Below are 25,886 nucleotides of genomic sequence, written 5' to 3'. Positions count from 1 at the left end.
CGGGGCGGGCGAGTCGGTCAGCTACCACCGTCCGGCACAAACACGTATCCGAGACCCCAGACGGTCTGGATGAATACGGGCTTGGACGGATTCGGTTCGATCAGCTTGCGCAGGCGCGAGATCTGCACGTCCAGGCTACGATCGAAGGCTTCGTATTCGCGGCCGCGCGCCAGTTCCATGAGCTTGTCGCGCGACAGCGGGATCTTGGGGTGGCGTGCGAACACCTTCAGCACCGAGAATTCGCCGGTGGTGATGGGCACCTGTTCGCCGTTGCGCGTGAGCGTGCGGGTGGACAGGTTCAGCGTGTAGGGGCCGAAGGCGATGGACTCGTTTTCCTGGCTGGGGGCGCCGGGATGTTCCTCGGTGCCGCGGCGGCGCAGGATCGCGTTGATACGCGCCAGCAGTTCCCGGGGGTTGAACGGCTTGGACAGGTAGTCGTCCGCGCCCATTTCCAGGCCGACGATGCGGTCGATTTCTTCCGCCTTGGCCGTCAGCATGATGATGGGGGTATTGTCGTGACCACCGCGCAGCCGGCGACAGATGGACAGGCCATCTTCTCCAGGCAGCATCAGATCCAGCACGAGCAGGTCGAAATGCTCGCGTTGCCAGAGTTTGCCCATCTCTTTGGCGTCTTCGGCAACGAAAACGTTGAATCCCTGCTCGGATAAGTACCGACGCAGCAAATCGCGCAAGCGCGGATCATCGTCGACGACGAGGATTTTTCGGGTGGGGGTGGTGTTTTGCGTATTCATGGCCGGAAATGTAACAGTGGCAAGAACCAGCGGCTAGTGGGCGTTCACAAGATATTACACATTGCGAACCATGGTTGAAATCCCCCTCGCATCCCCCTGATAACCGGGGGCGGAGTCGCGGTATTTCGTACAATCTGCATCTATGGAACTAAACCTGCTGGCTTTGGAAACTTCTTCGTCCCGTTGCGGCGTGGCCCTGTTGCGGGCGGCCGATGGCCGCCTGGAGGTCAGCGTCAGGGAACACGAGGGTTCCCAGGAGCACGCGGAACGGCTCTTGCCCATGGCCAACGAACTGCTGGCGGCGTCCGGACTGGCGCCAGCCGCCTTGCACGCAGTGGCTTTCGGCCAGGGGCCGGGCGGATTTACCGGCCTGCGGGTGGCCTGCGGAGTGGCGCAAGGCATGGGCCTCGGCCTGGGCATCCCCGTACTTCCCATTGTCTCTCATCAGGCGGTCGCCGCACAGGTGGAGGCCACGCCGGCGGACGCGATCGTGGTGGCGCTGGACGCCCGCATGAATGAGGTCTATCTGGCCGTCTACCGCCAGACGGACGTTTCAGATGGCGAAATCTCTTGGGAAGTCCTGCAGGCGCCGTTGCTGATCGCGGCGGCTGAAGTGGTGCCATGGACCGCCCATCACCTGCCGGCATGGTCGGCGCGCGCGGGCCGGCCGCTGGAACCGGTATTGGCCGGCGATGCCTGGGACGCCTACGCGTCCGAAATGGAATATCCCGGCGCCTGGCGCCGCGCCGACGCCAGGCGTCCGGAAGCGGCCAGCGTTGCCCGTTTGGGCCGGCAGGGCTGGCTGCGGGGCGAAGCCGTGGCGCCCGAGTTGGCCGCGCCGCTGTACGTGCGCGACAAGGTGGCGTTCACCACTGCCGAGCGCATGCGGGGCGAGGGCGGCAATCCGAAAGCCCAGCCTTCGCTGGTTCCCGCGGTGCCTCAACCGATGACCGACGCCGACCTGGACGAGGTCGTGGCGTTGGAAGCGCACGTGCAGGCCTTCCCCTGGACCCGTGGCAATTTCGCGGACGCCCTGGCGGCAGGCTACGGCGCCTGGGCGCTGAGGCGCGAGGGCAAGCTGGCGGGGTTCTGCGTGCTCATGTTCGCGCCCGACGTGGCGCACCTGCTGGTGATCGCGGTCGCCAAGCCGCTGCACCGCCAGGGCCTGGGCGGCGTGCTGCTGGACTGGTGCGAGCAGCAGGCGCGTGAGCGCGGCATGGAGGGCGTGCTGCTGGAAGTGCGCCCGTCCAACGAGTCGGCCGTCAGCTTCTACAAACGGCACGGGTATCTGCAGATTGGCGTGCGCCGGGGCTATTACCCGGCCGAGAAAGGCGGCAGGGAAGATGCCCTGGTCATGCAGAAGCGCTTTGCGGCGGATGGAGCGGCGGCATGAGCCAGCCCAACATAGCGCCGCCGCCGGCCGCGCCCCGGGTCAATCCGCTGCAGCGCATCTGGCTGCGCGAGATCGGCATGGAGCGGCTGTGGCTGCGTCCAGCCCCTGCGCCCGGCAAACCGACGGCCGAGGCGCAAGCCCTTGTTTCCAAGCCGGTTTTGCCGGCTGCGGCCCAGGATCCCGTCGCCGAGGCGCCGCTTGCGCCGCAGCCTGTCGCTCCGGTCGCGGCGGTCCCGGCGGTCCCGGCGCGCGAGGCATCACCCGCCGCCGCGGCGGCTCCTGCGGAACCCGCTCCCGGCCGTCCCGGCATACCGACGTCGATCCTGAACCGCAAAGGCCCGCCGCCGCCGCCGGCTCCCAAGGCCGAGGCCGAGGCGGCGCCTCCGCCGCCCGTGCCTGTGGCAGAAGCGATCCGGAATTCCACACTGGAAGAAATGCACGACCAGGTCGTGGCCTGTTCCGCCTGCGGCTTGTGCAAGGGCCGCCGCAACGCGGTGTTCGGCCACGGCGGCCAACCTACGCGCTGGCTGGTGGTGGGCGAGGCGCCTGGCGAGCAAGAGGACCGGCAGGGGCAGCCCTTCGTGGGCCGCTCGGGCCAGTTGCTGGACGCCATGCTGTCGTCGGTGTCCATGAGCCGCGAGCGCGATGTGTTCATCACCAACGTCATCAAGTGCCGGCCGCCCGGCAACCGCAATCCCAAGCCTGAGGAAATCGCGGCCTGCAGTCCGTACCTGATGCGCCAGATTGCGCTGCTCAAGCCGGAGCGGATCCTGGTGCTGGGCCGTTTCGCGGCCCAGACGCTGCTGGGCACGGACGCCACGATCGGCAGCCTGCGCGGCCGCGTTCACCAGTTGAAGACGGACGAAGGGCGGGAGATTCCGGTAATCGTCAGCTACCACCCCGCCTATCTGTTGCGCAGTCCCAGCGAGAAGGCGCGCGCCTGGCAGGACCTGCGCCTGGCCGTGGCGCAATTGGCCTGAGCCTGGCTCCGCTATCTTTGGGCAAACAAAAACCGGGCGTCAGCCCGGTTTTTCCATGGCAGCGGAATCGCGCGCCTAGTGCGTGGAGTCCAGCGCGCGCCCATGGCCTTCCTGGCCGATCTGGTCGTGCAGTTCCGGGTTGGCCTGCAGGTTGCGCTTGCTCCAGCGCATGAAGACCACCATCAGCACGGCGACCACGGTGCCGAAGATCACGATGATGATGTTGATGGGCAGCTGCAGCCACAGCAGCAGCGTGTACATGGCGACCATCAGCAGGATGTTGAGCTGTTCGTTGAAGTTCTGCACGGCGATGGAGTGGCCGGCCGACAGCAGCACGTGGCCGCGGTGCTGCAGCAGCGCGTTCATCGGCACGACGAAGAAACCGGCCAGGCCGCCCGTGATCAGCAGCAGCAGGTAGACGCTCCAGGGCGAGTAGACCAGCGGCATCAGCAGCACGACCAGGCCCATGGCGGCGCCGACCGGCAACACGGCCAGCGCGCGGCGCAGCGGAATGCGGCCGGCCAGGATGGAGCCGACGACGGTGCCCAGCGCGGCCACGCCCATCAGCATCGAGGCCTTGTCCAGCTGGTATCCGAGATGGCTGCGGCCCCATTCGATGACGATCAACTGCAGCGTGGCGCCCGCGCCCCAGAACAGGGTGGTGACGGCCAGCGAGATCTGGCCCAGCTTGTCTTTCCAGAGCACACAGACATAGCCCCAGAAGGTGCGGATGAGCCGTACCGGGTTCTTTTGTTGCGGCGGGTAGCGCACGTGGGTGTGCGGAATCAGCAGGTTGCACAGCGCCGCCAGCAGGTACACGAAGGCGATGACCAGGATCGCGGCTTCGGCCGGGGTGTGGACCAGCTTGCCGATGAAGGAATGGCTGAGCAGGGCGGTGGAAACCGAGGACGAGATCAGCAGGCCGCCCAGCACCGTGCCCAGGATGATGGAGAAGACCGTCAGGCCCTCGATCCAGCTGTTGCCCTTGACCAGCATGGCCGGGGGCAGCATTTCCGTGACGATGCCGTACTTGGCGGGAGAGTAGGCCGCGGCGCCGATGCCGACGATGCCGTAGGCCGCGCAGACCAGGTAGGTCTGGTATTCGGGGGCGACGCCGATGCTGGCATACGAGAACATCAGCATGCAGCCGGTCACTTTCAGGGCATTGGTGGAGAACATCACGCGGCCCTTGGGGAAGGAGTCCGCCAGTGCCCCGACAAAGGCGGCCAGCACGACATAAGCCAGCGCAAACGACCACTTCATCATGGGCGCCATCCAGTCCGGCCCATGCAGTTCCTGTATCAAGGCGATGGCTGCGATGAACAGCGCGTTGTCCGCCAATGACGAGAAGGCCTGCGCGGCCATGACCAGATAGAAACCACGTTTCAAGAATGTCCCCGTTCTCAGGCCTGGCCCCGGCCAGTCCGCGTGAAAATTTATGTGTCGTGCAAAAAAGTGTCAGGGAGTATAGCCGGACCCCAGACGGCGGCCATTGAGCGTTTGCCCGCGGATTGACCGCCGGCAAGCCTCAGGGACAACACGCCTTGACCCTTGCTGACGTTTGGGGACAGACTGCCTGCGGTATCATACGACCCATATGTGCGCCGGCCCTCCAGGGGCCGGTTTGCAATCTGTGCGGCAGGTCCGTTAACGCCTTTCGTTCAACCCACCCCGTCGTCATCGTACTGTGCGTCTTACTCAGCTAAAACTCGCCGGCTTCAAGTCCTTCGTCGATCCCACCGTGATTCCCGTGCCCAGCCAACTGGTGGGCGTGGTGGGTCCCAATGGCTGCGGAAAATCGAACATCATTGACGCCGTGCGCTGGGTGCTGGGCGAGGCCAAGGCCTCGGAACTGCGCGGCGAGTCCATGCAGGACGTCATTTTCAACGGCTCCGGCAACCGCAAGCCCGCGGCGCGGGCCTCGGTGGAAATGGTGTTCGACAACAGCGAGGGGCGCGCCGCCGGCCAGTGGAGCACCTACGCGGAAATCGCCGTGCGCCGGGTGCTGACCCGCGATGGCACCAGCAGCTACTTCGTCAACAACCAGCAGGTCCGCCGCCGCGACATCCACGACATCTTCCTGGGCACCGGCCTGGGTGCTCGCGGCTACGCCATCATTGGCCAGGGCATGATCAACCGCCTGATCGAGGCGCGCCCCGAAGAACTGCGGGTGTTCCTGGAAGAGGCGGCAGGGGTGTCGCGCTACAAGGAACGGCGTCGCGAGACCGAGAATCGCCTGTCCGACACGCGCGAAAACCTGACCCGCGTCGAAGACATCCTGCGCGAACTCAACAATCAGCTGGAAAAGCTGGAAGCGCAGGCCGAAGTGGCCACGCGCTACCGCGAACTCCAGGCCGACGGCGAAAAGAAGCAGCATGCGCTGTGGTTCCTGAAGGAAACCGGCGCGCGCGAAGAGCGCGCCAAGAAAGCCCAGGAGATGGCCCAGGCCCAGAATGAACTGGAAGCCGCCATCGCCGGCCTGCGGGCGGGCGAAGCTGCGCTGGAATCCCGCCGCCAGGCCCACTACGCCGCCAGCGACGCGGTGCACACCGCCCAGGGCGGGCTGTACGAAGCCAATGCGCAGGTCAGCCGCCTGGAAGCCGAAATCCGTCACGTGGTGGATTCCCGCAACCGCCTGCAGGCGCGTCGCGATCAGCTGCAGCAGCAGATCGGCGAGTGGACCGCCCAGCGCGAGCATTGCACCGAACAGATCGCCCAGGCCGAGGAAGACCTGGCCGCCGGCGCCGCCCGCACCGAAGAGGCGCGCGCCAAGGCCGAGGACGCCCAGGCCGCGCTGCCGGCCGTGGAGCAGCGCGTGCGCGAAGCCGCCTCGGGGCGCGACGAGATGCGCGCCGCGCTGGCCCGCGTCGAGCAGAATCTTGCCCTGGTGGCCCAGTCGCAGCGCGACGCGGACCGCCAGATGCAGGCCCTGGACCAGCGCCGCGAGCGCCTGCAACAGGAACTGCGCGAACTGCACAGTCCCGATCCGGTGCGCCTGGAGCAACTGGCTGGCGACCGAGCCGCCGGCGAGGACCAGCTCGAGGAAGCCCAGGAAGAACTGGCCACCCTGGAAGGCCGCGTGCCCGAAGCGGACGCCGAGCGCAGCCGCGCCCAGGCCGCCGCCCAGACCGACGTGCAGAACCTGGCGCGCCTGGAAGCCCGCCTGTCGGCCCTTGTGAAGCTGCAGGAAGACGTGCAGAAGCAGGGGGCGCTGGAACCCTGGCTGGCCAAGCATGAACTGGCCGGGTTGTCGCGCCTGTGGCAGAAGCTGCACATCGAACCCGGCTGGGAAACCGCCCTGGAAGCCGCCCTGCGCGAGCGCATGGCTTCCATGGAAGTGCGCAACCTGGATTGGGCCCGCGCCTTCGCCGAAGATGCGCCGCCGGCCCGGCTGGCTTTCTACCAGTTGCCCGCCGCGGCGCCGACGCCCGCCGCGCCCGCCGGCCTGACGTCGCTCGCCAGCCTGCTGCGCATCACCGATCCCGACCTGCGCACGCTGCTGAATGAGTGGCTGGGCGGCATCTACACGGCTACCGACGTGACCCAGGCGCTGGCCATGCGCGCCAGCCTGCCCGCGGGCGGCGCCTGCGTGGTCAAGGCCGGCCATCTGGTCGACGCCCACAGCGTGCGTTTCTACGCGCCGGATTCCGAGCAGGCCGGCCTGTTGGCGCGCCAGCAGGAAATCGAGAACCTGCAACGCGAGATCAAGGCCCAGCAACTGATCGCCGACCAGGCGCGCGCCGCGGTCGCCCGCGCCGAAGCCGCCTGGCAGCAAGTGTCCCAGGCCATCGCCCCGGCGCGCCAGCGCGTGGCCGAGGTCACGCGCCGGGTGCACGACATCCAGCTGGAACACTCGCGCCTGCAGCAGCAGGCCGAACAGTCCGGCGAGCGCGCCTCGCGTCTGCGCCAGGACCTGGAAGAGATCAAGGTCCAGGAAGAAGACTTGCGCGCCACCCGCGAAGAGGCGGAAGCCCGCTTCGAGGCGCTGGACGAAGAGCTGGCCGAACACCAATCCCGTTTCGCCGACGCCGAGATCGACGGTGAAACCCTGGCGGCGCAGGCCGAAGCAGCCCGCGCCGGCCTGCGCGAACTGGAACGCGCCGCCCAGGAAGCCGAATTCGCCGAGCGCGGCATCCAGGTGCGTATCACCGATCTGCAGCGCAACCAGCAATTGGCGGCCGACCAAAGCCAGCGCGGCAGCGTCGAGCTGGAACAGCTGCTGGTGGACCTGGCCGAGCTGGACGCCTCGGCGTCCCAGGCTGGCTTGCAGGACGCCCTGGAAGCGCGCGCCGAGCGCGAGGAAGCGCTGTCGCGCGCCCGCCAGGAACTGGAAAATCTGGCGGCCCTGCTGCGCGGCGCGGACGAAGACCGCCTGCAGCAGGAACAGACGCTGGAGCCGCGGCGCGCCCGCATCATGGAACTGCAGCTGCAGGAACAGGCCGCGCGCCTGGCTGAAGAGCAGTTCACCGAACAGCTGAACGCGCGCGAGGTCGACCGCGAGGCGCTGGCCCAGGATCTGGCCAATCAGCCCGACGAATGGCGCCGCGCCAGCTGGCTGCAGTCCGAAGTCAGCCGTATTTCACGCCAGATCGAAGCCCTGGGCTCGGTCAACCTGGCGGCGCTGGACGAATTGAATACCTCGCGCGAGCGCAAGGGCTTCCTCGATTCGCAGCATCAGGACCTGATGACCGCCATCGAGACCCTCGAGGACGCCATCCGCAAGATCGACCGCGAAACCCGCGAGCTGCTGCAAGAAACCTTCAACGTCGTCAACGGCCACTTCGGCGAGCTGTTCCCCAAGTTGTTCGGCGGCGGCGAGGCCAAGCTGACCATGACGGGCGAGGAAATCCTCGATGCCGGGGTGCAGGTCATGGCTCAGCCTCCAGGCAAGCGCAACAGCACCATCCACCTGCTGTCCGGCGGCGAAAAGGCCCTGACCGCGACCGCCCTGGTGTTCGCGCTGTTCAAGCTCAACCCCGCGCCGTTCTGCCTGCTGGACGAGGTGGACGCGCCGCTGGACGACGCCAACACCGAACGCTATGCGAACCTGGTCGCCAACATGAGCGAGCAGACCCAGTTCCTGTTCATCTCGCACAACAAGATCGCGATGCAGATGGCCAAGCAACTGATCGGTGTAACCATGCAAGAGCAAGGGGTTTCGCGTATCGTTGCGGTAGACATAGACTCGGCCGTCCAGATGATGGCCTCCGAAGCGGCATAAACCCAATATTCAGAAGGGCGTCGGGGTTTCGGCGCGGGATTGATACATGAGTGATTTGCAGATCGGGCTGATAGCCCTGGGCGTATTGCTGATACTGCTGGTGCTGGGATTCAACTGGTGGCAGGACCGGCGCGTCCGGCGCAAGATGCAGACCCATTTCCCCTCCACCGAGCAGGATCCGCTGTTGGGGGCGGGCGCGGCAGCCGGCGCGTCTGCAACCGCGGGCGCAGCGGCGGCGCGCCGTGAGCCTGGCATGGGCGGCGAGAGCGCCCGTGCCCAGCCCGGTCAGCCGGCCCCGGTCGATGCCGGCAGCGATGCCGACGATACCGAAGAACCCGATCCCGCTTGCGAGGTGGTCATCGAGATCAACTTCGCCGACGCCGTGCGCGGCGCCGATTTGCTGCCCTACATGCAAAGCCTGCGCCACGTGGGCCGCAAGCCCATGCGCGTGTTCGCCGAAACCGATCAGCGCCGCCACCGCGCGCGCGTCCACGCCGGCGAATCCTACGCCTCCATGCAGCTGGCCGTGCTGCTGGCCAATCGCAGCGGCCCGCTGACCGCCATCGAATGGTCGCAGGCCTGGGCTCGCGCCCAGGACATGGCCGAGCGTTTCGACGCCACCATCGAAGGTCCGGACCAGCAGGCCGTACTGGAGCAGGGCGCCCGATTGGACGACACCTGCGCCGCCCTGGACACCCAGGTCGGCCTGACCCTGCTGCTGGGCGCCGCCCAGCCCGCCGCCGAGGTCCTGTCCGTGGCGCGCGACATGGGCTTCGTTGCCGACGGCAGCCGCCTGGCCTGGCTGGCGGAAAACGGCGTAGCCCGTTTCACGCTGGCGCGCGGCGACGGTGCGGCATTCGATGCCGGCATGGGCGGCATCGAACGTCTGTACCTGCTACTGGACGTGCCTTGCAGCCCGGCGGACGAGCGCGCTTTCGGCCGCATGGTCGACGTGGGCCGCGACTTGGCCGCTCGCCTGCGCGCGGACCTGGTGGACGACCAGGGCAAGCCGCTGGCCGATGGTTCGGAAACGGTCATCGACGAGCGTCTGCAGGTGCTGTTCGGCCAGCTCGAACAAGCGGGCCTGCCCGCTGGCAGCGAGCGCGCCCTAAGGGTGTTTGCATAAATGAGCGGCGCGACTGGCGGTGAAAACGCGGCGCAGGCCGCGGCGCGCTTGCGCGCCGAAATCGAACAGCACAACGTCCGCTACTACGTCTACGACGATCCGTCGATCTCGGACGCCGAGTACGACCGGCTGATGCGCGAACTGCAGGCGCTGGAGGCCGAGCATCCGGAGCTGGTGACGCCTGAGTCGCCGACGCAACGCGTGGGCGCGGCGCCTGTTTCGGCCTTTGGCAGCGTACGCCATGTCGTGCCGATGCTGTCGCTGGGCAACGCCTTCGACGAAGAAGACGTGACCGCCTTCGACCGCCGCGTCACCGACACGCTGCGCGGCGCGGGCCTGCTGGGGCCGGCGCAGCAAGCCGATTACTTCTGCGAGCTCAAGCTGGACGGGCTGGCGATCAGCCTGCGCTACGAGGACGGCCGCCTGGTGCAGGCCGCGACCCGCGGCGACGGCCAGACGGGCGAAGACGTCACCTCCAACATCCGCACGATCAAGGCGATTCCGCTGCAGCTCAAAGGGGCATACCCCAAGGTGCTGGAAGTCCGCGGCGAAGTCCTGATGAACCGCGCCGACTTCGAAAAACTGAACCAGGCCCAGGCCAAGCGCGACGAAAAAGTCTTCGTCAATCCGCGCAACGCCGCCGCGGGCAGCCTGCGTCAGCTGGATCCGCGCATCACCGCCAAGCGGCCGCTGCGCTTCTTTGCCTATGGCTGGGGCGAGGTCCAGGGCTTGGCGGGCTCCCAGGGAGGGCTGTTCGCCGAAGCCTCGGCGGGGGCGGCCGAAGCCTCGCAATTGCCCGAGAAATCCCATGGCGCCATGCTGGACTGGCTGGCCTCGCTGGGCCTGCCGGTCAACGTCAAGCACAACCACCGCGCCAGCGGCGCCGAGGGCCTGATGGCCTTCTACGCCAAGGTTGGCAAACTGCGGCCTGAGCTGCCCTACGACATCGATGGCGTGGTCTACAAGGTGGATTCGCTGCCGGCGCAGAAGGTGCTGGGTTTCGTCGCGCGCGCGCCGCGTTTTGCGCTGGCGCACAAGTTCGCCGCCGAGGAAGCCACCACCACCTTGGTCGATATCGAAGTGCAGGTGGGCCGCACCGGCGCCATCACGCCGGTCGCGCGCCTGAAGCCCGTGTTCGTGGGCGGCGTCACCGTCACCAACGCCACGCTGCACAACGAAGACGAGATCCGCCGCAAGGACGTGCGCATCGGCGATACCGTCATCGTGCGCCGCGCGGGCGACGTGATCCCCGAAGTGCTGGGCCCGGTGCTGGACAAGCGCCCGGACGACGCCCGTGAATTCGTCATGCCCACGGCCTGTCCGGTCTGCGGCTCGGCCATCGAACGCCTGGAAGACGAGACCATCGCGCGCTGCACCGGCGGCCTGTTCTGCGGCGCGCAGCGCAAGCAGACGCTCTGGCACGCCGCCAGCCGCAAGGCGTTGGACATTGAAGGCCTGGGTGAAAAACTGGTGGATCAACTGGTCGACAGCGGCCGGGTCAAGACCCTGGCCGACCTGTACAGCCTGCGTCCGCTGGAATTGGTAGGCCTGGACCGCATGGGCCAGAAGTCCGCCGACAACCTGGTGGCCGCCATCGACAAGGCGCGCGCCCCCGGCTTGAACCGCCTGCTGTACGCGCTGGGCATCCGCCATGTGGGCGAGACCACGGCGCGCGACGTGGCGCGCCATTTCGGCAGCATCGACGCCATCATGGACGCCGATGAAGACGCCTTGTCCTCCGTGCCCGACGTGGGGCCGGTGGTGGCAGCCTCGATCCGCCGTTTCTTCGCCGAGCAGCACAATCGCGACGTGATCGAACAGCTGAAGTCGCAGGGCGTGAATCCCGTGGCCGAGGCTGCGCCGCAGGCTACGACGCTGGCCGGCAAGACCTTCGTGCTGACCGGCACGCTGCCCAATTGGACGCGCGAAGAAGCCTCGATGCGCATCCAGGCGGCGGGCGGCAAGGTCAGCGGTTCGGTGTCCAAGAAGACGGCCTATCTGGTGGCCGGCGAGGATTCCGGCAGCAAGCTCGCCAAGGCCCAGGAACTGGGCGTGGCGGTGCTGGACGAGGACGGCCTGAAAGCCTTGCTGGGCGAACAGGGCGGCTGAGGCCGCCCGCCCAGGCACAGAATCAGATGGTGCTGCGCGGCATCATGTCGCGGATGGCGGCGGCGGCGCGCTGCAAGGCCGGCAGATGCTGTTGCTTCAATTCGTCGGGCTGGCGGGAGCCCAGCACCATGCTGACGCTCAGGCCCGCCACCGCGCGGCCTTCGTGGTTGTACAGCGGCACGGCCACGCCCGCGAAACCATCCACCAATTCGCTGACCGAAATGCAGTAGCCGTCCTGGCGCACCTGCCGGATCAGCTTGCGCAGGGCGCTGCGCGACACGGTCGTGTAGGGCGTCAGGCGCTTCAGGTCCGCGCTTTCCAGATATGCGTCGAGCGCCTCGTCGTCCAGCGTCGATAGCAGCGTGCGGCCCAGGGAGTGGGCGTAGGCGGGCAGGCGGCTGCCCACCGACAGGTCCAGCTTGAGCAGCTTGGGGCCTTCTTCGCGCGCCAGGAACACGACATGTTGCCGGTCCAGCACGCCCAGCGAGCAGGTTTCCCCTACGGTCTGCGCGACTTCGCGCATGGTCGCGCGAGTCAGTTTGGGCAGGCTTAGCGAAGCGAAATACGCATAACCCAGGTCCATGACCTTGGGCGTGGGCGAGAAATTCCTGCCGTCCTGCCGCACATAGCCCAGTTTTTCCAGCGTCAGCAGAATGCGCCGCGACGCCGCGCGCGTCACGTCCAGTTGTTCCGCGGCCTCCTGCACGGTCACGCTGGCCACGCCCGTGGCGTAGATCTGCAGCAATTGCAGGCCGTTGGCCAGGCTGTCGAGAAACTCCTCTTTCCTTTCTTTCGGTTCCGGCAATGTCGTGTCCATGTATCGGCAGTCTTGTCGTTGGAGGCTCGATTGTAGTTTGACATCCGTGGCAATCTTCATAAAATGCCAACTAGCGAACAATTGTTCGTTAATTAGATGGGTCGGCCAGGGCACCCGCCCGGTACGTCCCGCAACAACGGAGACATGCCATGTGCAGGAGACTATTGCGCGCCTTGGGCGCATGCGCCCTGGCGGCGGGGGCGGCGGCCAGTTCCGTCGCCGGCGCGGCCGAGGCCTATCCCAGCAAACCCATCCGCTTCGTCGTGCCCGCCGCGGCCGGCGGACCCACTGAAATCGTCACCCGGTTGCTGGCCGAACGCATGACGCAGAGCATGGGCGTATCGGTCATCGTCGAGGCCAAGCCCGGGGCGGGCGGCAATATCGGGGCGGACGCCGTGGCCAAGGCGGCGCCGGACGGCTACACGATCCTGATGGGCACGATAGGCACCAACGCCATCAACCAGACCCTGTACAAGTCCATGCCGTTCCAGCCGTTGAAGGACTTCACGGCGGTGACGCAGGTCGTGTCGTATCCGCTGGTGGTGGTGGTCAACCCGAAGCTCCCGATCCACTCGGTGGCAGACCTCATCGCCTATGCCAAGGCCAACCCCGGCAAGCTCAACCGCGCCTCGGGCGGCAGCGGCACGTCCATGCACATGTCGGGCGAACTGTTCAACGAGATGGCCGGCGTGCAGATGCAGCACATCCCGTACAAGGGCAGCCTGCCCGCGCTCACGGACGTGATCGGCGGACAGGCCGACCTGGCCTTCGACAGCCTGGTCATCGCCCAGCCCCTGATCAAGTCCGGCAAGCTGCGCGCAATCGCCGTGACCGGGCCGGAACGTTCCCCAGCCGCACCCGACATCCCCACCGTGGCCGAAACCCTGCCGGGCTATGCCATGACGTCCTGGATCGGCGTGTTCGCGCCCGCCGGCACGCCGCGTCCCATCGTCGAACGCCTGCAGCAGGAAATTGCCAAGGCGCTGGCCGATCCCCGCGTGCGCGAACAACTTGTTTCGCAGGCCGCGGATCCGGTGGCCAGCAAGCCCGACGACTTTGCGCGCTTCACAGCCGATGAAACCGAGAAATGGGCGCCTGTCGTCAAGGCTTCCGGCGCATCCGTTTCCTGAATCCCCAAGGAGGAGTGACACATGCAGTCCATCGATTTTCAGGCGCGCCGCAAGCGCGTCGCCCAACACGCGCGCGAACTCGGCTTCGATGCCTACCTGGGCACCCGCCAGGGCGCGCTGCACTACCTGAGCGGTGCATTCATGCCCTGGCGCGGCGCCGTGCTGGTCACGGCTGACGGCCACTGCGAATTCATCTACTGGGCCATGGACGCCTCGCGAGTGCGGGTGGAAGGCCATGAGATGGAAATGTACGAGTTCGAGTTTTCCGACTTTCCGCAACTGATACGCCAGCGCCTGGAGCATCACGGACTGACGCGTGGCAAGGTGGCGCTGGACCTGTCGCACCCCGGGGCGGCGCAGGTGGCGCCGGGCATGCTGACTGCGGCCGAGTACTTCGACCTCACCAGCCATCTGCCCGACATCCGTTTCGCGAACGGCGTGGACGTGATCGACGACGTCATGCTGATCAAGGACGCTGCCGAGATCGAGCGCCTGCGCCATGCGGCGGAAGTCTCGGACTACGGTTTCGAGCAGGGCATGAATGCGGTGCGGGTCGGAGCGACCGAGAACGAGATCGCCGGCGAAATCGAGCGTGCGATCCGGCAACGGGGCAGCACCTGGTCCTGGGCGGTGACGGGCGGTACCGAAGTCGGGGCCGGCGAGCGCACGGGATTCCTGCGCGGCGTGACTCAGCAGGCGACCGACCGCGTCATCCAGCCGAACGAATTCGTGATCCTGGACCTGCATCCCTTGCTGGACCTCTACATGGCGGATACGGCATTGCCCGTGTTCCTGGGCAAGCCCGACCCGGTCCAGAGCAAGCTGATCGATTGCTGGGAAGAGACCGTGCAGACCATGCTGGCATCGTTGACGCCGGGCCGGCCGATAGCGGAGTGCGCCAGCCGCGGCATTGCCGTGTTCGAAAAGCACGGACTGAGCGAGTTCGGCCTGCCCCTGTTCGGCCACGGCCTGGGCACCTGCGCGCGTACCCGGCCCTTCATCAACCTGCGCAGCCGCGACGTCGTGACGCCTGGCATGGTGGTGGCGTTGGGCACGCACCTGTACCGCCCGGGCGTGGGCGGCATGCGGCTGGAGTATCCGGTGCTGATCGGAGAGCGCGGCGCCGAGCCGCTGGTGCGCACCGAGGCCCGCGTGCACCGCCTTCCCTGAACCTCTGCCGGAGCCTGATGATGAAAGCGATACCCCTGAGCCCGCTGATCGGCGCGGCCGTCCATGGCGTGGATCTGGAAACCCTGGACGACGCCGCCTTCGCGGATGTGAATGCGCTGTTCCTGCGCCACCAGTTGCTGGTCTTCAAGAACCAGCGCCTCTCGCCCGAGGGCCAGTTGCGCTTCAGCCGCCGCCTGGGCGAGCTGGATATCCACGTGCTGGCCCAGTACAACCATCCCGAGTATCCCGAGATATTCGTGCTTTCCAACGAGGTCAAGAACGGCGTGCCGGCGGGCATCGCCGACGGCGGTTCGTACTGGCATTCGGATTTCGCCTTCCGCGAATGCCCGGCCAAGGCCACCATTCTGAATGCGCAACAGATTCCACCGGAAGGCGGCAACACCCTGTTCGTCAACATGTACCAGGCCTACGAGGAACTGGACGGCGCCGTGCAAAGCCAATTGGCGGGCCTGCGGGCGGTGCACCGCTACCGGCGCAAGAACACCAGGGCCGACGAAGGCACCCAGGTGAAGATGGACGCCAGCCAACTGGCCGGCACGCCTGACGTCGAACATCCCATCGTGCGCACGCATCCCGAGACGGGCCGCAAGGCGCTCTACGTCCATCCCGGCATGACCGCCGAGGTGTCTGGCTGGGGCGAGGCGGACAGCCAGGAATTGCTGGACCGCCTGTTCGCGCATTGCACGCAGGAGCAGTACCAGTACGCGCTGCAATGGGAGCCGGGCGACGTGGTCATGTGGGACAACCGCTGCGTGATGCACAAGGCCACCACCCGTGAACTGCCGGCCAGCATGCGGCGCACGATCTACCGCACCACGGTCATGGGCGAACGTCCCGTTTAGGCGCTGCCGATGTCCACCCGTCAGCCCTCAGGTCGCGCCGGTGGCGTGACGCAGTTGGAAGCCTTGCCATTGGACGGCGGGGGAACGCTGGCGCCGGTCCGGCTGGCCTGGGCCCGCTACGGTCCGCCGCCGGAGCGCGCGCGCGCCGTGGTGTTGCTGCTGCATGGCATATCCGGCAGCCACCAGGCCTTGCTTGCGGCCGAGGGAGAGGTCCATCCCGATGCCGGCTGGGCCAGTCCCTGGCTGGGGCCGGGAGCGGCGCTGGACACGCGCGATACCTGCGTGCTGGCGCCGAACGCGTTGGGATCCTGTTTCGGCAGCAGCGCGCCGATCGGGGCGGCCGCCAGCGCATTTCCTGACATATCGATTGCCGATGGCGTGCGCCTGCAGGGGGAATGGCTGCGCGCGATCGGCGTCGAGCGCCTGGATGCGGTGGTGGGTTATTCCTACGGCGGCTATCAGGCCTTCCAGTGGGCCGTGGCCGCGCCGCTGCCCGTCGGGCGGGTGGTGGCGCTGGCGTCGGCGCCGCGCGGCGGCGGCAGCATGGCGGACGCGCAGCGCCTGCGCCGCATCGCCGCCGCCCTCGACGCGGGCGATGCGCATGCCTGGAACGAATGGGTCGAATTGCGCTGCGCAACCCTGCGTCGCTATGGCTACGCGCAATGGCTGGCCGATGCGGGCGAACCCGCCGCGGAGCAGCGTTTGCGGGCCGAGGCGCAGGCCTGGGCGGCGCGTTTTTCACCGTGGTCCATGGCGGCGCTCAGGACGTCCGCCTGCCGCTACGACGTGCGCGACGCGCTGCTGGAAACCGCTACGCCCGTGCGTTGGCTGCGCTGCGTATCCGACGAACTCTTTGCGCCCGACGATCCGGGCGCGGGGGCGCGGATCGCGTATCCCGCCCATATTGTCCAGACCAGCGTGGCTGGGCGCTACGGCCATCTGTCGCCGCTGCTGGAAGGCCGTCTGTGGGATGCCCAGCTGCGGCAGGCGCTGGCATAGCAGAGGCTGTGCCACCCCGGCGCAGGAAAACCCGGGCGAAAAAATGCCCGCTTGCGCGGGCATTTTTCATCTGTGCGGCAAGGCTTACTGGATCTTGGCCTTTTCGCGCAGTTCCTTCTGGTAGTCGGCCAGGGTTTGCTGGCGCAGCATTTCTTCCAGTTGCGGGCGCACCTGGTCGAGCGGCGGGAATTCCACCGGACGGGTGTCGTCGACCACGATGATGTGCCAGCCGTACTGGGTCTGGACCGGCTTGTCGACCATTTCGCCCTTCTTCAGCTGCGTCACGGCTTGCGCGAACGGCTGGACGTAGTTGGTCGGGGGAGCCCAACCCAGGTCGCCGCCCTTTTCGGCGCTGCCGGGGTCCTTGGAGTTCTTCTTGGCCAGGTCGTTGAACTTGCTCTTGTTGCTCTTGATCTGGGCCAGCAGGTCATTCGCCGTCTTCTCGTCTTCGACGAGGATGTGGCGGACCTTGTATTCCATCTTGCCGGCCTGTTCCTTCTTGATCTTCTCGTATTCGGCCGTGACCTTGGCGTCCGACACGGGGTGCTTGGCCAGGTAGTCGGCCATCAGGGCGCGGACCAGGATGCCTTGGCGGGCCAGTTCGACTTCGGTCTGGACGTCGGCCTGCTTGGCGATACCGCTGGATTCGGCGGCTTGCACGAAGATCTGGCGGTTGATCATTTCCTGCTTGACCTGTTCGCGCAGTTGCGGCGAATCGGTGGCGCCCTGGCTGACCAGCAGCTTGACGAATTGATCCAGGCTCTTCTGCGAGATGGCCTTGCCGTTGACGGTAGCCACGTTCTGAGCGAAAGCCGGCACGGCGATGACGCAGGCCGCAGCCAGCATGACGATGCGTTTCATGAATATCCTTTTACTTTCTATTTGGGAGCCTGGGCATCTAGCGCAAGCGCATGAATCGGATAAGGGATCAAATCTTGCAAATGATGATACACCAGCCTATGCCGCGCAACGGGCGAAAGCCCCGCGAAGCAAGGCGCTACGATGATCACGCGATAGTGGCCGGCGCCGTTTTTACTGCCTTCGTGGCCGGCATGCAAATGCGAGTCGTCCAGAATGTCCAAACTGACAGGTTCCAGGGCGGCTAGCCGCTCCCGGATCAGGGAAATGCGGTCGGTGGTGTCTGACATGAGGAGTGAGGGTTGGTTCCGGCGCGGCGCGCCGGCCATGGATGTCGGAAGAGATCAGGGCTGGCGGGGCGGGGTGTCGGAGGAGGGGGCCTGTTCCTCCGTCTGGATATGCTTGCCCAGCCAGATCGACTGGCCGATCACGAAGACCACCATCAGGCCCATCAGGCCGAAGGCCTTGAAGCTGACCCACTGCGATTCGGTGAAGTGGCCGGAAAACGCCACATACAGGTTGAGCGCACCCGCGATCAGGAAGAAGCCGGCCCAGACCAGGTTCAGGCGTTCCCAGGCGGCGTCGGGCAGCTGGATCTGCTTTTCCATCAGGCGGCGGATCAGGTTGCGGCCGAACAGCAAGCGCGCAAAGACCAGCGCGCCGCCGAACAGCCAGTACAGCACCGTGGGCTTCCACTTGATGAACACGTCGCTGTGCAGCCAGATCGTGGCCCCGCCGAACACCAGGATGACGGTCAGGTTGATCCAATGCATGGCCTCGGTGGCGCGGCCCGTCGCTTTCAGCCAGACGATCTGCAGCACGGCCGCCGCCATGGCGACGCCCGTGGCGATGAAAATGTCCGTGTACCGATACGCAATGAAGAAAAGGAACAGCGGAAACAGGTCGAACAGGAACTTCTTCATTCAGTCTTCTATGGGTTCAAACGTCATCGACAGGGAATTGATGCAGTAGCGCAGTCCGGTGGGTTCGGGGCCGTCGGGGAAGACGTGTCCCAGATGCGAGTCGCAGACGTTGCACAGCACTTCGGTGCGGACCATGCCGTGGGTGGTGTCGCGCTCTTCGCGCACCAGTTCAGGGTCCAGCGGCTGGAAGTAGCTGGGCCAGCCGCAGCCGGCGTCGAATTTGGTGTCGGAAGCGAACAGCGCCGTGCCACAGCCCACGCAGCGGTAGATGCCGTGAGAGAACGTATTCCAGTAACGCCCGGTGAATGCCCGTTCGGTACCCTTTTCACGGGCGACGACGTATTCTTCGGGGGAAAGCTGGGCCCGCCATTCGGCGTCGGATTTTCGTACTTTGTCCATATGAGCTCTTGGAGTCCCGATGCCCGAAATGGTTCGGGCATAATCCCGCCCCATGTTAATCGAGTTTGACCAGGCGGTTGTTTCCACGCCCCAGGCGCAAGTGCTGAATGGGGTGAGCCTGACGCTGGCCGAACGACGCATTGGCATCGTCGGCCCCAATGGCGCCGGCAAGAGCACGCTGGCGCGCCTGATCAATGGGCTGGTCCTGCCCTCGGCCGGCAATGTGCGGGTGGGCGGGCTGGACACCCGGCGCGACTTGAAGGCCGTGCGCCGCCAGGTCGGGTTCGTGTTCCAGAACCCTGAAAACCAGATTGTCTTCCCCATCGTCCGCGAGGACCTGGCGTTCGGCCTGAAGCATCTGTCCCCGGACCGCCAGCAGCGCGAAGCCCGTATCGATGCGCAGTTGGGCAGCCTGGGCGTCGGTCACCTGGCGGACCGGACCAGCCACACGCTGTCCGGCGGCGAACGCCAACTGGTGGCGCTGGCGGCAGTGCTGGTGATGGAACCGGCGCTGATCGTGTTCGATGAACCCACCACCCAGCTGGACCTGCGCAATCGCAATCGCGTGCGCGACGCCATTGCGGGCCTGCCCCATGATGCCATCGTCGTCAGCCACGACCTGGAGCTGCTGGAGGATTTCGACCGGGTGGTGGTGGTGCGCGACGGTAACGTCGCGGCCGATGACCAGCCGGCCGCCGCGCTGCGTTGGTACCGGGAGCACTGCGCATGATGGAGCCGCTTTACGTCGCGGGAGATACCTTTCTGCACCGCCTGCCCGCCTGGCTGAAGCTGCTGGCGCTGATGGCGGCGGGCGCGGGCCTGTTCCTGCTGCGCGACCCGCGCTGGCTGGCGCCTGCCTTCCTGGCCGCCGCCGCGCTGGTCTGGTCCACGGGCGTGGCCGCGGCTGCCGTCTGGCGGCAGGTCAAGGGCTTGGCCTGGGTGCTGCTGGCCGTCGGCGTGTTCACGGCCTGGTTCCAGGGCGGCCTGGAGGCGCTGGCCGTGCTGCTGCGCGTAGGCGCGATGGTGGGACTGGCCCTGGCCGTCACGCTGGCCACGCGCACCTCGGATCTGATTGCCGTCTGCGAAAAGGCGCTGATGCCACTGGAACGCCTGAGGCTTGTCGATGCCGGCAAGGTTGCGCTGGCCTTGGCGCTGGCCCTGCGTTTCGTGCCGGAGATCTGGCGCAACTTCCAGGAAATCCGCGAAGCGCAGGCCGCGCGCGGCCTGGGCGCCAATCCGGTCGCGCTGATCGTGCCCTTGATCGTGCTGACGCTGAAAAGAGCGCAGGAAGTATCCGAAGCGATAGACGCGCGCAGCCACTGAGGCCCGCGCGCCCAGTTCCATCTCCCAAAGGGGAAAACCGTGAAATCCAGTAATACCGTGCTGATTGCGCTGTTCGCGGCGCTGATCGTCGTCCTGAGCCTGATCCCGCCGATTCCACTGCCCGCCATACCGGTGCCGGTCACGCTGCAAACCTTGGGTGCCATGCTGGCGGGCGCAATGCTCGGACCCGTCCGTGGCGCGCTGGCCTGCCTGCTGTACCTGGCGCTGGCGGCGGTCGGGTTGCCCGTCCTGCCGGGAGGCCGGGGAGGGCTGGGCGCCTTTTTCGGGCCTACCGGCGGCTTTCTCGTCGGCCTGGTGGCGGGCGCCCTCGTGACGGGCTGGCTGGCGCGCAGCCTGGCCGGCCGCGCCGCGGGCGGCTGGGCGAAGTTCGCCGGCTATTTGGCGGCATGCGTGGTGGGCGGCATCGCGGTGGTCTACGCCTGCGGCGTGCCCTGGCTGGCCGCCGTGACGAAAATGGGTTTGGCCAAGGCTGCGATGGCGGTCGCGGTGTTCCTGCCCGGCGACCTGGCCAAGGCCGTGGTTGCCGCCTGGGTGGCGTCGCGGGTGGAGCGCGTGTGGCCGATGTTGGGGCGTTGAGAGGCGCGCCGCAGTCCAAGGGAATCCCCCAACTGACGGCCGCAAAGCTTTTCTAGTACAAGTTCGCCATTAACGAATGCGTTTGCTGAATTGCGTTTTTCGTAGCACATCAGGGAATTACCGGAGTTGCGCATCGTCATTTGATACTGTTTTAACCCTATAATATTTTTTTCTGTATAACTTTAACTAGGCTCGCCCTGCCTCGACCGAGGCGCCTCAGAGCCACCACAGGAGACAAAAACATGCGCAAGCACTTCGGCTTGTCCGCGGCGGCTGCCGCCATTGCCCTGGCCCTGCCGCTACTGGCGAACGCCCAGGTCAAGGTTGGCGTGACCGTGTCCAGCACCGGCCCGGCTGCCTCGCTGGGTATCCCCGAGCGCAACACCGTGGCGCTGCTGCCCAAGGAAGTGGCTGGCCAGAAGATCGAATGGATCGTCCTGGACGACGCCACCGACACCACGCAAGCCGTCAAGAACTCGCGCAAGCTGGCCTCCGACGACAAGGTCGACGTGCTGATCGGCACCTCGGTCACGCCGGGCTCGCTCGCCATGGTCGACGTGGCTGCCGAAGCCAAAGTGCCGATGATCAGCGTGGCCGCCAGCGCCAAGATCGTCGAACCCGTGGACGACAAGCGCCGCTGGGTCTTCAAGACCCCGCAGAACGACGCCCTGATGGCCGGCGCCCTGGCTGACGCCATGGCCAAGTCCAAGGTCAAGACCCTGGGCTTCATCGGCTTTGCCGACGCCTACGGCGACGGCTGGCTGGACGTGATGCAAAAGGCCGCCAAGGCCAAGGGCATCGAGATCGTCGCCATCGAGAAATACAGCCGCACCGACACCAGCGTGACGGGCCAGGTGCTCAAGCTGGTCGGCGCCAAGCCCGACGCCATCCTGATCGCCGGCGCCGGCACTCCGTCGGCCCTGCCGCAAAAGGAACTGAAGGCCCGCAACTACGGCGGCACCATCTACCAGACGCACGGCGCCGCCAACAACGACGTGCTGCGCGTTTGCGGCAAGGACTGCGACGGCATGCTGCTGCCGGCCGGCCCGCTGCTGGTCGCGGCTCAGCTGCCCGATAGCAACCAGGTCAAGAAGTCGGCCCTGGCCTACGTCGAAGCCTATGAAAAGGCCAACGGCGCCGGCTCCACCAACACGTTCGGCGGCCACATGTGGGACGCCGGCCAGCTGGTCGTGGCCGCGCTGCCCGTGGCGCTGAAGTCGGGCGCCAAGCCCGGCACGCCGGAATTCCGCGTCGCCATGCGCGATGCCCTGGAAGGCGTGAAGGACCTGGCCGCGTCGCAAGGCGTGTTCAACATGTCGCCCACGGACCACGCTGGCTTTGACGAGCGCTCGCGCGTCATCGTCAAGGTCGAAGGCGGCAAGTGGGTCTACCAGCCCGGCCTGTAATCCTCCAGGATCGCCCGATCCAAGGGTGTGCAAAGCGCGGCGGCGCCCGCCGCGCGGCACCCTAGCAATGCTTCGCACCGGCCTTTCCGGCCGGTGTGTCGTATCAGTGTCCCGGGTGCGGCCGGAACACCAGAATAAATAAGGTTGTTAGATGGATTCCTCAATTGCGCTGATCCTGCTGCAAGACGGTGTCGTCAACGGCGCCATCTATGCCCTCCTGGGCATGGCTCTGGTGCTGGTGTTCGCCGTTACGCGCGTCATTTTCATTCCCCAGGGCGAGTTCGTGGCGTTCGGCGCCCTGACCCTGGCCATGCTGGTGGACGGCAAAGTGCCGGGCACTGCCTATCTCCTGCCGCTGCTGGGCATCGTCTGCCTGGCGCTCGAGCTGCTGCGTGCGCTGCGCACCCGCAGCGCAGTCGCCTTGCCCAAGGCCATCGCCACCTGTGTGGTTCTGCCGCTGGCGCTGCTCTGGCTGACCGTGACCTACACCGCACCCGGCAATTCGCTGTGGCTGAACATGCTGCTGACGCTGCTGCTGGTGATCCCGATGGGTCCGATGGTCTACCGCATCGTCTACCAGCCGCTGGCCGAAGCCACCGTGCTGGTGCTGCTGATCGTTTCCGTGGCCGTGCACTTCGCGCTCACCGGCCTGGCGCTGGTCTTCTTCGGCGCCGAAGGCTGGCGCACTCCGGCCTTCGTCAGTGGCCAGGTCGACCTGGGCTTCATGACCTGGTCGGCGCAAAGCCTGTTCGTGGTGGCGACATGCGCCATCCTGATCATCGGCCTGTGGCTGTTCTTCGGCAAGACGCTGTATGGCCGCGCGCTGCGCGCCACGGCCGTCAACCGCCGCGGCGCCCGCCTGGTCGGCATCAGCACCACCATGTCCGGCAGCCTGACCTTCACGCTGGCCGTCGCCATCGGCGCCATGTCCGGCATGCTGATCGCGCCCATCACCACCGTGTACTACGACACCGGCTTCCTGATCGGCCTGAAGGGCTTTGTCGGCGCCATCATCGGCGGGCTGGCCAGCTACCCCGTGGCGGCCGCGGGCTCGCTGCTGGTGGGCGTGCTGGAGTCCTTCTCGTCCTTCTGGGCCAGCGCCTACAAGGAAGTGATTGTCTTCACCCTGATTATCCCGGTTCTGGTCTGGCGTTCGTTCAGCACCCATCACGTGGACGAAGAGGAATAAACGTCATGAACCGCATTCTGCTTGCCGTCTTCATCGTCGTCCTGGCGGGCCTGCCACTGCTGCCGGTCACGCCCGAATTCTGGGTGACGCAACTCAATTACATCGGGCTGGCCAGCCTGGTGGTGCTGGGCCTGGTGCTCTTGACCGGCGTGGGCGGCCTGACCTCGTTCGGCCAGGCGGCGTTCGTGGGCCTGGGCGCCTACACCACCGCCTACCTGACCACGCAATACGATGTCTCGCCCTGGCTGGCGTTGCCGGCCGGGCTGATCCTGACGGCCGTCGTGGCCTACCTGCTGGGCGCGATCACCCTGCGCCTGTCGGGCCACTACCTGCCGCTGGGCACCATCGCCTGGGGCCTGTCGCTGTACTTCCTGTTCGGCAATATCGACTGGCTGGGCAAGCATGACGGCATCGCCGGCATCGAGCCCATCAGCATCTTCGGCATGTCCCTGGCCAGCGGCCGCCACATCTATTACCTGATCTGGGTGTTCGTGCTGCTGGCGTTGTGGGCGACCCGCAACCTGCTGAACTCGCGTCCGGGCCGCGCCATTCGCGCGCTCAAGAGCGGCGCCGGCATGGCCGAGTCCATGGGCGTGAACACCGCCGCCTACAAGGTCGTGATCTTCGTCTGGGCGGCGCTGCTGGCCTGCGTCTCGGGTTGGCTCTACGCGCACATGCAGCGCGCCGTCAGCCCCAGCCCGTTCGGCATCAACTACGGCATCGAGTACCTGTTCATGGCGGTGGTCGGCGGCGCCGGCTACGTCTGGGGCGCCCTGCTGGGCTCCAGCGTTATCCTGGTGCTGAAGGACCAGTTGCAGAACCTGCTGCCCAAGCTGCTGGACACCAACGCCAACTTCGAGATGATCGTCTTCGGCGTGCTGCTGATCCTGATGCTGCAATACGCCCGCAACGGCCTGTGGCCGATCCTGGCGGGCTGGTGGGACAGCATCACCGGCGCCGACAGCTCGCGCCGCAATCTGGCGCCGCCCGCGTCCGCGCCGGCCCTGCCGACGCGCGTGCGCCCGCAAGCCGGCCAGGTGGTGCTCGAAGTCGACGCCATCCGCAAGGAATTCGGCGGGCTGGTCGCCGTCAACGATATTTCCTTCAAGGTCGCGTCCGGCGAGATCATGGGCCTGATCGGTCCGAACGGCGCCGGCAAGAGCACGACCTTCAACCTGATCAGCGGCGTGCTGCCGGTGACGCGCGGCAAGGTCACCTTCATGGGCCAGCGCATCGACAGCCGTTCGGCGCGCGACATCGCCAAGCTGGGCGTGGGTCGCACCTTCCAGCACGTGCAGCTGCTGCCCGGCATGACCGTGCTGGAAAACGTGGCGCTGGGCGCGCACCTGCGCTCCGACGTCGGCGTGCTGGCGGGCGCCCTGCATTCGGACCGCGCCCGCGAGGCGCAGCTGCTGCACGAGGCCGCCGAACAGATCAAGCGCGTCGGCCTGGGCGAGTACCTGTACGAGCAGGCCGGCAACCTGGCGCTGGGCCAGCAACGCATCCTGGAAATCGCGCGCGCCCTGGCCGCCGACCCCGTGCTGCTGCTGCTGGACGAACCCGCCGCAGGCCTGCGCTACAAGGAAAAGCAGGACCTGGCGCGCGTGCTGGAACAGTTGCGCGCCGAGGGCATGAGCATTCTGCTCGTCGAACACGATATGGATTTTGTGATGCGTCTGACCAACCACCTCGTGGTGATGGATTTCGGCACCAAGCTGGCGGAAGGCGTGCCGGCCGACGTGCAAAAGAACCCGGCGGTGCTGGAAGCCTACCTGGGCGGCATCGATGATGACCTGCCCGAAGCGGACCAGGCCAAGCCCGTGTCGGCAGGAGGCGTGTGATGAGCGCTCCCGTACTCGAAGTCAGCAACCTGTCCGCCCGCTACGGCAAGGTGGGCGCGCTGGTGGGCGCCTCGCTCACCGTGCCCGCCGGCAGCATCGTCACGGTGATCGGCGCCAACGGCGCCGGCAAGTCCACCATGCTGAACGCCATGATGGGCTCGCTGCCGCAGACCGGCCACGCGGCCGGCACCGTGCAATACGCCGGCACCGACGTATCGGGCTGGCAGGTCGAGCGCCGCGTCGCGGCTGGCATGTCGCTGGTGCCAGAGCGCCGCGAACTGTTCGGCACCATGTCGGTGGAAGACAACCTGCTGCTGGGCGGGTTCCGCCGCTACCGCGCCCGCGAAAGCGGCTGGCGCGACACGCTGAACGAAGTCTTCGACCTGTTCCCGCGGCTGCGCGAGCGCCGCGCCCAGCAGGCCGGCACGCTGTCGGGCGGCGAACGCCAAATGCTGGCCGTCGGCCGTGCATTGATGGCCAAGCCCAACCTGCTGATGCTCGATGAGCCCAGCCTGGGCCTGGCGCCGCGCATCGTGCGCGAGATCTTCCACATCATCGCGCGCCTGCGCGAGACCGGCGTGGCAATCCTGCTGGTGGAACAGAACGCGCGCGCCGCGTTGCAGGTGGCCGATTACGGCTACGTGCTGGAAACCGGCGAAGTCATCCTGCACGGCCCGGCGCGCGAGCTGGCCGGCGACCCGAAGGTCATCGAAAGCTATCTGGGCCTGGGCAAGGGCGGCGAGCAAAGCTGACCGACCCCGAGCACACGAAGAGCCGGACGCCGCAGGGT

The 25,886-nt window shown here is 66.7% G+C and carries 23 protein-coding genes; 16 read left to right on the top strand and 7 right to left on the bottom strand.

Going from position 1 to position 25,886, the window contains the following annotated elements:
- Positions 1-17: 17 nt before the first annotated feature.
- Positions 18-752: a two-component system response regulator OmpR gene (gene ompR / locus IB268_RS17520; RefSeq protein ID WP_013392162.1), complete on the bottom strand. Its 735-nt coding sequence runs from the start codon at positions 750-752 to the stop codon at positions 18-20.
- Between the two features lie 142 nt (positions 753-894).
- Between ompR and tsaB the strand changes: the two genes are divergently transcribed.
- Positions 895-2,145 (top strand): tRNA (adenosine(37)-N6)-threonylcarbamoyltransferase complex dimerization subunit type 1 TsaB, encoded by a 1,251-nt coding sequence (tsaB, locus tag IB268_RS17515; RefSeq protein WP_054450515.1) that lies wholly within the window; start codon positions 895-897, stop codon positions 2,143-2,145.
- Positions 2,142-3,125: a uracil-DNA glycosylase gene (locus IB268_RS17510; protein WP_192354570.1), complete on the top strand. Its 984-nt coding sequence runs from the start codon at positions 2,142-2,144 to the stop codon at positions 3,123-3,125. The genes tsaB and IB268_RS17510 overlap by 4 nt, the downstream gene beginning before the upstream one ends.
- Before the next feature lie 75 nt (positions 3,126-3,200).
- Here the strand turns inward: IB268_RS17510 and lplT are convergent, their stop codons facing one another.
- On the bottom strand, positions 3,201-4,514 hold the full coding sequence (gene lplT, locus IB268_RS17505) for a lysophospholipid transporter LplT (RefSeq protein WP_054450519.1): 1,314 nt from the start codon (positions 4,512-4,514) through the stop codon (positions 3,201-3,203).
- 298 nt (positions 4,515-4,812) lie between these two features.
- Here lplT and smc point away from each other — a divergent pair, with 298 nt between their 5' ends.
- Genes smc through ligA form a run of 3 tightly spaced genes read left to right on the top strand, consistent with a single transcriptional unit; the run spans position 4,813 to position 11,581 of the window.
- Complete coding sequence (gene smc / locus IB268_RS17500) at positions 4,813-8,346, top strand: chromosome segregation protein SMC (RefSeq protein WP_054450521.1); 3,534 nt, start codon at positions 4,813-4,815, stop codon at positions 8,344-8,346.
- 46 nt (positions 8,347-8,392) lie between these two features.
- Positions 8,393-9,472 carry a cell division protein ZipA C-terminal FtsZ-binding domain-containing protein gene (locus IB268_RS17495; protein WP_054450522.1) on the top strand — a complete coding sequence of 360 codons (1,080 nt, stop codon included), beginning with the start codon at positions 8,393-8,395 and terminating at the stop codon, positions 9,470-9,472.
- The gene (ligA, locus tag IB268_RS17490) at positions 9,473-11,581 is read left to right on the top strand and encodes an NAD-dependent DNA ligase LigA (RefSeq protein ID WP_054450524.1); all 2,109 of its coding nucleotides are present in this window, start codon (positions 9,473-9,475) and stop codon (positions 11,579-11,581) included.
- 22 nt (positions 11,582-11,603) lie between these two features.
- Here the strand turns inward: ligA and IB268_RS17485 are convergent, their stop codons facing one another.
- On the bottom strand, positions 11,604-12,398 hold the full coding sequence (locus IB268_RS17485; protein WP_082400663.1) for an IclR family transcriptional regulator C-terminal domain-containing protein: 795 nt from the start codon (positions 12,396-12,398) through the stop codon (positions 11,604-11,606).
- Positions 12,399-12,547: 149 nt separating this feature from the next.
- On the opposite strand from IB268_RS17485, the gene IB268_RS17480 reads away from it, so the two are divergent.
- Genes IB268_RS17480 through IB268_RS17465 form a run of 4 tightly spaced genes read left to right on the top strand, consistent with a single transcriptional unit; the run spans position 12,548 to position 16,560 of the window.
- Positions 12,548-13,528 carry a tripartite tricarboxylate transporter substrate binding protein gene (locus IB268_RS17480; protein WP_119450988.1) on the top strand — a complete coding sequence of 327 codons (981 nt, stop codon included), beginning with the start codon at positions 12,548-12,550 and terminating at the stop codon, positions 13,526-13,528.
- Positions 13,529-13,549: 21 nt separating this feature from the next.
- Positions 13,550-14,698: a Xaa-Pro peptidase family protein gene (locus IB268_RS17475; protein WP_192354569.1), complete on the top strand. Its 1,149-nt coding sequence runs from the start codon at positions 13,550-13,552 to the stop codon at positions 14,696-14,698.
- Positions 14,699-14,718: 20 nt separating this feature from the next.
- Positions 14,719-15,561, top strand: a complete 843-nt coding sequence (locus IB268_RS17470; RefSeq protein ID WP_225588992.1) for a TauD/TfdA family dioxygenase — start codon at positions 14,719-14,721, stop codon at positions 15,559-15,561.
- A gap of 9 nt (positions 15,562-15,570) precedes the next feature.
- Positions 15,571-16,560: an alpha/beta fold hydrolase gene (locus IB268_RS17465; protein ID WP_192354568.1), complete on the top strand. Its 990-nt coding sequence runs from the start codon at positions 15,571-15,573 to the stop codon at positions 16,558-16,560.
- A gap of 84 nt (positions 16,561-16,644) precedes the next feature.
- Here IB268_RS17465 and IB268_RS17460 read toward each other — a convergent pair whose 3' ends face one another.
- Genes IB268_RS17460 through msrB form a run of 4 tightly spaced genes read right to left on the bottom strand, consistent with a single transcriptional unit; the run spans position 16,645 to position 18,740 of the window.
- Positions 16,645-17,421: a peptidylprolyl isomerase gene (locus IB268_RS17460; RefSeq protein WP_175164515.1), complete on the bottom strand. Its 777-nt coding sequence runs from the start codon at positions 17,419-17,421 to the stop codon at positions 16,645-16,647.
- A 17-nt stretch (positions 17,422-17,438) separates the two neighbouring features.
- On the bottom strand, positions 17,439-17,708 hold the full coding sequence (locus IB268_RS17455) for a BolA family transcriptional regulator (RefSeq protein ID WP_082400667.1): 270 nt from the start codon (positions 17,706-17,708) through the stop codon (positions 17,439-17,441).
- Positions 17,709-17,762: 54 nt separating this feature from the next.
- Complete coding sequence (locus tag IB268_RS17450) at positions 17,763-18,341, bottom strand: septation protein A (RefSeq protein ID WP_054450536.1); 579 nt, start codon at positions 18,339-18,341, stop codon at positions 17,763-17,765.
- The gene (gene msrB / locus IB268_RS17445; protein WP_054450538.1) at positions 18,342-18,740 is read right to left on the bottom strand and encodes a peptide-methionine (R)-S-oxide reductase MsrB; all 399 of its coding nucleotides are present in this window, start codon (positions 18,738-18,740) and stop codon (positions 18,342-18,344) included.
- A 52-nt stretch (positions 18,741-18,792) separates the two neighbouring features.
- Between msrB and IB268_RS17440 the strand changes: the two genes are divergently transcribed.
- The 7 genes from IB268_RS17440 to IB268_RS17410 all read left to right on the top strand — a co-directional run bounded on the left by IB268_RS17440 (position 18,793) and on the right by IB268_RS17410 (position 25,848).
- Positions 18,793-19,470, top strand: coding sequence for an energy-coupling factor ABC transporter ATP-binding protein (locus IB268_RS17440; RefSeq protein WP_054450540.1), 678 nt, complete (start codon positions 18,793-18,795; stop codon positions 19,468-19,470).
- The gene (locus IB268_RS17435) at positions 19,467-20,063 is read left to right on the top strand and encodes an energy-coupling factor transporter transmembrane protein EcfT (RefSeq protein ID WP_054450543.1); all 597 of its coding nucleotides are present in this window, start codon (positions 19,467-19,469) and stop codon (positions 20,061-20,063) included. Before IB268_RS17440 ends, IB268_RS17435 begins: the two co-directional genes overlap by 4 nt.
- Positions 20,064-20,102: 39 nt before the next feature.
- A complete protein-coding gene (locus tag IB268_RS17430; protein ID WP_125472597.1) occupies positions 20,103-20,660 on the top strand; it encodes a biotin transporter BioY in 558 nt (185 codons plus the stop codon).
- 242 nt (positions 20,661-20,902) lie between these two features.
- Positions 20,903-22,066 (top strand): ABC transporter substrate-binding protein, encoded by a 1,164-nt coding sequence (locus IB268_RS17425; RefSeq protein WP_192352593.1) that lies wholly within the window; start codon positions 20,903-20,905, stop codon positions 22,064-22,066.
- Between the two features lie 151 nt (positions 22,067-22,217).
- Positions 22,218-23,255 (top strand): branched-chain amino acid ABC transporter permease, encoded by a 1,038-nt coding sequence (locus IB268_RS17420; RefSeq protein WP_192352594.1) that lies wholly within the window; start codon positions 22,218-22,220, stop codon positions 23,253-23,255.
- A gap of 5 nt (positions 23,256-23,260) precedes the next feature.
- On the top strand, positions 23,261-25,096 hold the full coding sequence (locus IB268_RS17415) for an ATP-binding cassette domain-containing protein (RefSeq protein ID WP_054450549.1): 1,836 nt from the start codon (positions 23,261-23,263) through the stop codon (positions 25,094-25,096).
- On the top strand, positions 25,096-25,848 hold the full coding sequence (locus tag IB268_RS17410; protein WP_054450551.1) for an ABC transporter ATP-binding protein: 753 nt from the start codon (positions 25,096-25,098) through the stop codon (positions 25,846-25,848). The genes IB268_RS17415 and IB268_RS17410 overlap by 1 nt, the downstream gene beginning before the upstream one ends.
- The last annotated feature ends 38 nt before the right edge of the window (positions 25,849-25,886 follow it).

The organism is Achromobacter sp. ACM01 (assembly GCF_014851745.1).
Classification (GTDB): Bacteria; Pseudomonadota; Gammaproteobacteria; order Burkholderiales; family Burkholderiaceae_B; genus Achromobacter; species Achromobacter aegrifaciens.
Note: the sequence above shows the minus strand (reverse complement) of the source record. Positions and strands in the feature narration are given on the sequence as shown.

Excerpts from the sequence above, each read along its gene's own strand:
- IB268_RS17410 (WP_054450551.1), top strand. The coding sequence starts at position 25,096 with ATGAGCGCTCCCGTACTCGAAGTCAGCAACCTGTCCGCCCGCTACGGC.
- IB268_RS17435 (WP_054450543.1), top strand. The coding sequence starts at position 19,467 with ATGATGGAGCCGCTTTACGTCGCGGGAGATACCTTTCTGCACCGCCTG.
- msrB (WP_054450538.1), bottom strand. The coding sequence starts at position 18,740 with ATGGACAAAGTACGAAAATCCGACGCCGAATGGCGGGCCCAGCTTTCC.
- tsaB (WP_054450515.1), top strand. The coding sequence starts at position 895 with ATGGAACTAAACCTGCTGGCTTTGGAAACTTCTTCGTCCCGTTGCGGC.
- IB268_RS17510 (WP_192354570.1), top strand. The coding sequence starts at position 2,142 with ATGAGCCAGCCCAACATAGCGCCGCCGCCGGCCGCGCCCCGGGTCAAT.
- IB268_RS17495 (WP_054450522.1), top strand. The coding sequence starts at position 8,393 with ATGAGTGATTTGCAGATCGGGCTGATAGCCCTGGGCGTATTGCTGATA.
- IB268_RS17485 (WP_082400663.1), bottom strand. The coding sequence starts at position 12,398 with ATGGACACGACATTGCCGGAACCGAAAGAAAGGAAAGAGGAGTTTCTC.
- ligA (WP_054450524.1), top strand. The coding sequence starts at position 9,473 with ATGAGCGGCGCGACTGGCGGTGAAAACGCGGCGCAGGCCGCGGCGCGC.
- IB268_RS17475 (WP_192354569.1), top strand. The coding sequence starts at position 13,550 with ATGCAGTCCATCGATTTTCAGGCGCGCCGCAAGCGCGTCGCCCAACAC.
- IB268_RS17465 (WP_192354568.1), top strand. The coding sequence starts at position 15,571 with ATGTCCACCCGTCAGCCCTCAGGTCGCGCCGGTGGCGTGACGCAGTTG.
- IB268_RS17470 (WP_225588992.1), top strand. The coding sequence starts at position 14,719 with ATGAAAGCGATACCCCTGAGCCCGCTGATCGGCGCGGCCGTCCATGGC.
- IB268_RS17460 (WP_175164515.1), bottom strand. The coding sequence starts at position 17,421 with ATGAAACGCATCGTCATGCTGGCTGCGGCCTGCGTCATCGCCGTGCCG.
- ompR (WP_013392162.1), bottom strand. The coding sequence starts at position 752 with ATGAATACGCAAAACACCACCCCCACCCGAAAAATCCTCGTCGTCGAC.
- IB268_RS17480 (WP_119450988.1), top strand. The coding sequence starts at position 12,548 with ATGTGCAGGAGACTATTGCGCGCCTTGGGCGCATGCGCCCTGGCGGCG.
- IB268_RS17420 (WP_192352594.1), top strand. The coding sequence starts at position 22,218 with ATGGATTCCTCAATTGCGCTGATCCTGCTGCAAGACGGTGTCGTCAAC.
- IB268_RS17450 (WP_054450536.1), bottom strand. The coding sequence starts at position 18,341 with ATGAAGAAGTTCCTGTTCGACCTGTTTCCGCTGTTCCTTTTCTTCATT.
- IB268_RS17455 (WP_082400667.1), bottom strand. The coding sequence starts at position 17,708 with ATGTCAGACACCACCGACCGCATTTCCCTGATCCGGGAGCGGCTAGCC.
- IB268_RS17425 (WP_192352593.1), top strand. The coding sequence starts at position 20,903 with ATGCGCAAGCACTTCGGCTTGTCCGCGGCGGCTGCCGCCATTGCCCTG.
- IB268_RS17440 (WP_054450540.1), top strand. The coding sequence starts at position 18,793 with ATGTTAATCGAGTTTGACCAGGCGGTTGTTTCCACGCCCCAGGCGCAA.
- IB268_RS17415 (WP_054450549.1), top strand. The coding sequence starts at position 23,261 with ATGAACCGCATTCTGCTTGCCGTCTTCATCGTCGTCCTGGCGGGCCTG.